Genomic DNA, 4,878 nt, shown 5'->3' with positions numbered 1-4,878 from the left:
CGCCCGACCCCGTCCCCGCGCCGTCTGCCGTGCCGGTGCCTCCCGCCCTGATGGCCCATGCCCAGAAGATCGCGGACGCCCACCGGGCCCAGACCGGCCAGCCGATCGACGCGGAAACCCTCCGCACCCGCCACGGCATGCCCCCGGCCCTCGCGGACTCCATCGCCCTCCAACTCGCCTGACCCTCTGAGAGGAGACGCTCATGCGTCCGTCTATCCGCTCCGCCCTCGAACGCTCTGCGGAGCTGACCCGCAGCAACCAGTTCGTGGAAGCCGTCGCCATTGCGGAGGCCGCGTTCAACCGGGCCACCGACGACGAACTCGCCGAGATCCGGCAGTGGCTCAACGACCACACCAATGACTTCATCGGAAAGGTCTGACCGGCCATGCGCCCCAACCGCTTCCACCACGTGCTCCGCATCGGCCCGGTGCAGGTCGGCACCCACCACGACGGCCGGGGCCGCACCAAGCACACCGCCGTGTGCACCGCCCCGCGCTGCGAGTTCTCCGCCGACTACAACACCCGCGCCGCCGCCGAACTCGCCGCCCGCACCCACCGCTGCCAGCCCCGCTGACCCTCAAGGAGAACGCGTCATGGACGTCCCGCTCTGGCTCGCCCTGATCGTCGTCGGCGGCCTCGGCATCAAGCTCATCCGCCCGCCCTGGTGGCTCGTCGCCGTACTCCTCCTCGGCGGCTACCTCCTCGCCGACAGCCTCCTCGCCCCGCTCATCGACCCGATCACCAAGTAGGGAGACCCGCGTCATGCTCCAGCCCCGCATCCCGGTCAACCCGCTCCCGACCGGCATCGTCACCCCGCTCGTCCAGCCCACCGCCCCCACGACCGCTGTCGAGCCGATGCCCTGCAGTCACGACCACACCACCGCCCCGGTACCGGTCACCACGCCCCGCACCACGGTCCAGCTCACCCCCGGCAGCGCGATCGCCCTCGCCGCCGGCGGTGGCGCCGTCGTCCTGGTCGTCGGCGCCGTCCTCGTCTCCATGCTCCTCGCGGTCGCCATCACCGGCGTCTCCGTCGCCCTGATCGCCGTCGTCCTGCGCCTCCTCGTCCGCGACATGCAGAAGGGCCGGTGACTCTCGTGGACACGCAGATGATCGCGGCGGCAGGCTTACCGGCCCTCGGGTGGGTCCTGCACGGCGGGCTGCTCTGGCGCCGCCTGGCCACCGCCCGCCGCGACCCCCTGACCGGCCTCCACACCCGCGCCGGATGGACCACCCGCGCCGAACACCTGCTGGCCAAGCACCCCGGCGCCCTCGTCCTCCTGGTCGACCTGGACGACTTCAAAACCATCAACGACACCCACGGCCACGCCGCCGGAGACGCGGTCCTCACCGCCACCGCACAGCGCCTGGCCGACTGGTGCGGACGTCACGGCATCGCCGCCCGCCTCGGCGGAGACGAGTTCGCCGCCATCGTCACCGACCCCGGCCACACCGCCGGCCTCTTCGCCCTGCGGATCGCCCTGGACGAGCCGGTCACCCACCACGGTCACGTCCTGCCGGTCTCCGCGTCGGTTGGCCACTGCCACCGCGACCGCCTGCCGGTGCCGGTCCTCACCGACGCCCTCTCGGCCGCCGACGCCTCGATGTACGCGGCCAAGGGCCACGGCAGGCGCAACACACGCTAAGCGGCCCCCGGGACGGCCTCCGTCGCCAAACTTCCGCCGCCCCGGGCGCCTCAACCCCCTCCAGATCCACCGGACCCGAAAGGGAAACCTCATGATGCCCCAGACCCCGACCACCCGCGTCTGCTCCCACTGCGACGGCTTCCCCGTCGCCCACATCACCACCGGCAGCCTCGACCCTGACGGACAGCGCCGCACCCTCGCCGCCACCTGCCCCGCCTGCAAGGGCACCGGCACCCGTACGACCCCGGCCGCCCTCACCCGCGCCGGGAAGTGACCGCCTTGACCCACGCCGCCCTCCAGGCGGGTCTGGACCCAGCCACCCTGAGCGACCTGCTCCGGCTGGCCGGGTCTCCCGGCTTCGACCGCCTCACCGAACAACTCCGCCGCACCGGCGGCTGCACCGCCCCCATCCGCCTCACCGGCGGCACCAAGACCCTCGACCCCGCCACCAAGACCGTCCTCCACGCGTACAACACCGACGCCGAACCCGGCGGTGTCCTGCGCGTCGCCTGCGGCAACCGCCGGGCCTCCCGCTGCCCCGCCTGCGCCTGGACCTACGCGGGCGACACCTACCACCTGATCCGCGCCGGACTCGTCGGCAACCCCGACAAGGGCACCCCGGACACCATCCGCGACCACCCGCGCGTCTTCGCCACCCTCACCGCCCCGTCCTTCGGCCCCGTCCACAACCGGCCCGGCACCCGGCCCTGCCGCTGCGGCACCCTCCACCCCGAGGACGCCCCGGAGCTGGGCACCCCGCTCAACCCGTCCACGTACGACTACGCAGCCGCGGTGCTGTGGAACAACCACGCCTCCGAGCTGTGGCGCTACTTCACGATCTACCTCCGCCGCGAGATCGCCGCCCGCGCCGGCCTCACCCAGAAAGCCGCCCGCGAACAGTCCCGCGTCTCCTTCGGCAAGGTCGCCGAGTACCAAAAGCGCGGAGCCGTCCACTTCCACGCCGTCATCCGCTTCGACGGCCCCGACGGACCTCACACCCCGCCCCCGGCCTGGGCCACCCTCGACCTCCTCACCGACGCCATCCGCGCCACCGCCGCCCGCGTCCAAATCGTCGTCCCCGCCGCCCCCGCGTACCGCGTCGGCCAGGACCTCACGCTCACCTGGGGCACCCAGCTCGACATCCAGCCCATCGGCGCCTTCGGCCAGGGCGAAGACCTCACCGAACAGGCCGTCGCCGCCTACGTCGCCAAGTACGCCACCAAAGCCGCCGAAACGACCGGCTCCGTCGACCACCGCGTGGGCAACAAGGAAGCCCTCATCCTCCTCGACGTCCCCGACCACCCCCGGCGCCTCATGGAAGCCTGCATGGACCTCGACCCGGCCTACCCGGACCGGAGGCTCCGCGCCTGGGCCCACATGCTCGGCTTCCGCGGCCACTTCTCCACCAAATCCCGCCGCTACTCCACCACCCTCGGCGCCTTACGCCAGGTCCGCGCCGACTACCGCGCCCACCAGCAACGCACCGCCCTCGGCCTGCCCGACCCCGACGAACACCCCGAAGCCACCCTCCTCGTCGTCGCCCACTGGGCCTACGCCGGCCACGGTGCGACACCCGGTGAGTCCTGGCTAGCCGCCAACATCCGCCGCGACATCCAGCACAACCGAGACACCGCACGGGAGGCCCTCAGCGACCTTCCCGACCACGACGACATGGGGGACTGAGATGGCTGACGAACTGCTGACCGTTCCGGAGGTCATGACCCGGCTCAAGGTCGGGCGCACCAAGGTGTACGACCTGATCCGCACCCGGCGCCTGGTCTCCATCAAGGTCGACGGCTGCCGACGCATCCCCGCCACCGCTGTCGGCAACTTCATCGCGGGACAGATGGAGCGTGCGGCCTGATGGCGAAGCGTCGGAGCCGCGGTGACGGTGGCCTGCACTGGGACGAGAAGCGGCAACGCTGGATCGCCACGGCGAACCTCGGCTTCGATCCGAGCGGCAAACGGATCGTCAAGCGGGGGAGCGGCAAGACCAAGACGGAGGCCAAGAACAAGCTCAAGGAGGTGCTGCGGGACCACGAGGACGGTCTCGCGATCGCGCCCACCAACTACACGGTCAAGGACGCGGTGACGGACTGGCTCACGTACGGCCTGGTGGGCATCGACCCGAGCACGGCCGAGACCTGCACGACTCTGACCCGGACGCACGTCATCCCGTCCCTCGGAGCTCGCAAGCTTCGTGACCTGAGCGCGGAGGACGTTGACCGCTGGCTGGCCGCCAAGGCGAAGACGCTCAGCACCCGCACCCTTCAGGCGATCCACTCCTGCCTGAACCGCTCGGTCAAGCGCGCCATGGCCCGGGACAAGGTGAAGCGCAACGTTGTCGAGCTGTGCTCGGTGCCCCAGGGGCAGGCTGGGCGACCCTCTAAGGCGCTCAGCTTCGGCCAGGCCGAAGCCGTGCTCAAGGGCGCCGAGGGGACCTCGATGTACACCTACATCGTCGTCGCCCTCCTGACAGGCGCCCGTACAGAGGAGCTGCGAGCTCTCACCTGGGACCACGTCTTCCTGAAGGGCATCCCGGACGCCGACCCGCCGCAGCCTCCGCACATCGCGGTGTGGCGCTCGGTCCGGCGTGGCGGAGACACCAAGACCCGGAAGTCCCGACGGACGCTGGCCCTGCCGGCGCGCTGCGTCGAAGCTCTCTGGCAGCAGTTCGAAGACCAGGGATGGGACCGGCTCGCCGCTGACGAGAAGTGGGAGGAACACGGCCTCGTCTTCTCCTCGGCCGTGGGCAAGCCGCTCGATGCGGCCAATGTCCGCCGCGCCTTCCGCCAGGCGCTCAAGGACATCGACGGGATCAAAGCCGACGAGTGGACGCCCCGGGAGCTCCGGCACAGCTTCGTGTCCCTGCTCTCGGACCGTGGCGTCCCGCTGGAAGTGATCTCCCGCCTTGTCGGCCACTCGGGGACAGCTGTGACTGAGGAGGTCTACCGGAAGCAGATCCGGCCCGTGATCCAGACCGGTGCCGTGGTCATGGATGGGATCTTCGGAGCCGATCCTCAGCGGCTGTAGACACGCGAGGAGCGGTAGTCACGCAGATAGACACGCACACAGAAACAGGTGAGGCAGTTACTGAATCCAGTAACTGCCTCACCTGCTGTTTTGGCTGTCGGGGTGGCGGGATTTGAACCCACGACCTCTTCGTCCCGAACGAAGCGCGCTGCCAAGCTGCGCTACACCCCGATGTCGCTGCTCTGTTGTTCACGTCACG

Annotated in this window: 9 protein-coding genes, 1 tRNA gene and 1 pseudogene; 10 read left to right on the top strand and 1 reads right to left on the bottom strand. The window is 70.6% G+C overall.

Features of this window, described 5'->3' with window-relative positions:
• The 10 genes and pseudogenes from AOK00_RS37590 to AOK00_RS27655 all read left to right on the top strand — a co-directional run.
• Nucleotides 1-182, top strand: a pseudogene (locus AOK00_RS37590) (DUF2637 domain-containing protein); the annotation flags it as partial.
• Between the two features lie 20 nt (nucleotides 183-202).
• Nucleotides 203-379 (top strand): hypothetical protein, encoded by a 177-nt coding sequence (locus tag AOK00_RS39510; RefSeq protein ID WP_173861646.1) that lies wholly within the window; start codon nucleotides 203-205, stop codon nucleotides 377-379.
• Between the two features lie 6 nt (nucleotides 380-385).
• Nucleotides 386-574, top strand: coding sequence for a mobile element transfer protein (locus AOK00_RS27685; protein WP_055602982.1), 189 nt, complete (start codon nucleotides 386-388; stop codon nucleotides 572-574).
• 19 nt (nucleotides 575-593) lie between these two features.
• Nucleotides 594-749 (top strand): hypothetical protein, encoded by a 156-nt coding sequence (locus AOK00_RS38615; RefSeq protein ID WP_107097478.1) that lies wholly within the window; start codon nucleotides 594-596, stop codon nucleotides 747-749.
• A 13-nt stretch (nucleotides 750-762) separates the two neighbouring features.
• Entirely contained in the window at nucleotides 763-1,092 is a 330-nt protein-coding gene (locus tag AOK00_RS27680; RefSeq protein ID WP_055602981.1) for a hypothetical protein, read from the top strand.
• A 5-nt stretch (nucleotides 1,093-1,097) separates the two neighbouring features.
• Nucleotides 1,098-1,646, top strand: coding sequence for a GGDEF domain-containing protein (locus tag AOK00_RS27675; RefSeq protein ID WP_055602984.1), 549 nt, complete (start codon nucleotides 1,098-1,100; stop codon nucleotides 1,644-1,646).
• Between the two features lie 91 nt (nucleotides 1,647-1,737).
• Nucleotides 1,738-1,920, top strand: coding sequence for a hypothetical protein (locus tag AOK00_RS27670; RefSeq protein ID WP_055602980.1), 183 nt, complete (start codon nucleotides 1,738-1,740; stop codon nucleotides 1,918-1,920).
• Nucleotides 1,921-1,925: 5 nt separating this feature from the next.
• Nucleotides 1,926-3,329 (top strand): replication initiator protein RepSA, encoded by a 1,404-nt coding sequence (gene repSA / locus AOK00_RS27665; protein ID WP_055602983.1) that lies wholly within the window; start codon nucleotides 1,926-1,928, stop codon nucleotides 3,327-3,329.
• 1 nt (nucleotide 3,330) lies between these two features.
• Nucleotides 3,331-3,510, top strand: coding sequence for a helix-turn-helix domain-containing protein (locus tag AOK00_RS27660; protein WP_055602979.1), 180 nt, complete (start codon nucleotides 3,331-3,333; stop codon nucleotides 3,508-3,510).
• Nucleotides 3,510-4,679 (top strand): tyrosine-type recombinase/integrase, encoded by a 1,170-nt coding sequence (locus AOK00_RS27655; protein WP_055602978.1) that lies wholly within the window; start codon nucleotides 3,510-3,512, stop codon nucleotides 4,677-4,679. Before AOK00_RS27660 ends, AOK00_RS27655 begins: the two co-directional genes overlap by 1 nt.
• A 97-nt stretch (nucleotides 4,680-4,776) precedes the next feature.
• Here AOK00_RS27655 and AOK00_RS27650 read toward each other — a convergent pair.
• Nucleotides 4,777-4,850, bottom strand: a tRNA-Pro gene (locus AOK00_RS27650).
• Between the last annotated feature and the right edge of the window lie 28 nt (nucleotides 4,851-4,878).

Source organism: Streptomyces aureus, assembly GCF_001418135.1.
GTDB classification, from domain to species: domain Bacteria; phylum Actinomycetota; class Actinomycetes; order Streptomycetales; family Streptomycetaceae; genus Streptomyces; species Streptomyces aureus_A.
The sequence above is the reverse complement of the archived record's forward strand: the minus strand, read 5'-3'. Positions and strand labels throughout refer to the sequence as shown.